A 2,190-nucleotide genomic window follows, 5' to 3' on the forward strand; every position below is an offset into this window, starting at 1 on the left:
GGCATCGGGTGCTTCCCGCAGCGAAATAAAGGAGGAGCGAAGCGGGGGACATTCGCGGAGGGAAGTACCCGGTGTCAGTCGCACGCGCCCTGAAGGACCCCGAACCCGCACCCGCTCCCAAACAGCAGCGCCAAGAAACAAAGGCCCGGGCGAACTATCCGGCCCGAGAGTTCACAGGACTCAGCACGAAGTCGAAGTCGAGACGCCACCGCCCATCGGCCTGCTGCGTCCACGGCGCCACCAGCGATTGACGCACCGCGAACACCGCGTCCGAGTCCAGCCACTGGTCGCCCTCGCGGAACACGTGCGTGATCAGGCGCTCGTAACCCGGTGCCTCGATTTTGAAATGCAGATGCGCGGGCCGCCACGGATGGCGCTTCGTCGCGCGCAACAAATCGCCCACCGGCCCGTCGACCGGGATCGGATACGCCTCCGCCAGCACGCTCTTGAAGTGCAGCGAACCGTCTGGCCCCGTGCGCAGGCGGCCTCGGTTCTCCGAGTGGTCCAGCCCCTCGTGCTGCACGTCGTAGTGGCCGCCCTCGTCGGCCTGCCACACGTCGACCACCGCGCCGGGCACCGGCTCGCCGCCCAGGCCGCGCACCGTCGCGAACACGTCGCAGGGCGCGCCCTTTGCGCCGTTGGCCACGTCGTCGCCGTGCTCGTATTCCGGTGCGCCCTCGAAGTAGAACGGACCGAACACCGTGGCTTCGGTGCAGCCGGCCGGCTTGTCGTTGTTCATCGCGATGGTGAGCATCGACAGGCCCAGCACGTCCGACAGAAGGATGAACTCCTGCCGCTTGTCGTCGCACTTCTGGCCGGTCGCCGTAAGGTACTGAATGCCCTTGAACCACTCTTCCTCGGTGAGCTTCACCTCGCGCGCGAACGCATGCAGGTGCTGCACAAGGCTGGTCAATATCTCGCGCAGGCGGGCGTCGGGCGTGTCGGCAAAGCGCGCGAGCACGGCCTGCGTGATGTTGTCCTGGTTGAGGTTGCGCATCGTGGTGTCTCCTTGTCGGTCGTCTGGCTGGCTGGCTATCTGTCTGTTTATCTATCTGGCTCTTCGCAGAAGCGCACTGTAGGTCTGCGCCCGCCCGCGCGAAAGCACCGCGGGCGCAAATGATTTTTCCGCCCAGCGGAACGGTCGCACCCCGTCGTGCGCCAAAATCGTCCGGGCTCGAAAAAGTCGGACCGACAAGACAGCAAGAAGCACCGGAGACACGCCATGGACCGCTGGACCGAAATCGCACTGCTGGTGCAGATCGCCGATGCCGGCAGCCTGAGCCGCGCGGCCGAGGCGCTGGGGCTGTCGAACGCGGCCGCGAGCCGCCACCTGAGCGCGCTCGAAGCCCGGCTCGGCGCGCGGCTGGTGGAGCGCAACACGCGCCGCCTGTACCTGACCGACACCGGCCGCGAGTTCTGCGGCCGCGCCCGCACCATCCTGGCCGATCTGTCCGATGCGGAGTCGACGGTGAACGCGACCGCGCTGAACCCCACGGGCACGCTGCGCATCACGGCTTCGCTGTCGTTCTCGATCCACCACATCGCGCCGCTGCTGCGCGAGTACACGCAGCGCTACCCGGGCGTGACGGTGCACGTGGAGGCGGCCAACCGGTACTTCGACCTGATCGACAACAACATCGACGTGGCGATCCGCACGCGGGAGTACGAGCCCGATTCGAACGTGACGATCCGCCGGCTGGGCGAAACGCGCCGCATCCTGGCGGCCTCGCCGCGCTACTTTGCGCAGCATGGTTTTCCGAAGACGCTGGACGATCTGAAGCAGCACAAACTGCTGATCTACACGCACGCGAACAACCCGAACGAGCTGCGCTTCAGCCGCAAGGGCGAAACGCACACGGTGTCGGTGACGGGGCTGCTTGAATCGAACGACGGGCAGGTGTTGCGCGCAGCGGCGCTGGACGGCATGGGAATCTTGGTGCAGCCGACGTACATCGTGTACGAAGACATCGTGGCGGGCCGGCTGGTACCGACGCTGGACGAGTGGGACCTGCCGCACCTGACGATCAACCTGGCGTATCCGAGCCGCAAACATCTGTCGGCGAAGGTCCGCAGCTTCATCGACTTCATGGCGGCGCACTTCGCCAGGATGGACTACGAGCGCAAGTGGACTGGGCACTTCGGTACGCACTAAGGGCACGCTGCTGTTTGGGTGCGGGGTCATTCTTTGGC

At 66.0% G+C, this 2,190-nt stretch carries 2 protein-coding genes; one reads left to right on the forward strand and one right to left on the reverse strand.

Features of this window, described 5'->3' with window-relative positions; translation table 11 throughout:
• Positions 1-154: 154 nt before the first annotated feature.
• The gene (locus tag DBV14_RS22935) at positions 155-997 is read right to left on the reverse strand and encodes an intradiol ring-cleavage dioxygenase (protein ID WP_124462418.1); all 843 of its coding nucleotides are present in this window, start codon (positions 995-997) and stop codon (positions 155-157) included.
• Between the two features lie 225 nt (positions 998-1,222).
• On the opposite strand from DBV14_RS22935, the gene DBV14_RS22940 reads away from it, so the two are divergent.
• Entirely contained in the window at positions 1,223-2,152 is a 930-nt protein-coding gene (locus tag DBV14_RS22940; RefSeq protein WP_124462419.1) for a LysR family transcriptional regulator, read from the forward strand.
• Positions 2,153-2,190 lie beyond the last annotated feature (38 nt).

It is taken from the genome of Variovorax sp. KBW07 (genome assembly GCF_003852515.1).
GTDB lineage: Bacteria > Pseudomonadota > Gammaproteobacteria > Burkholderiales > Burkholderiaceae_C > Variovorax.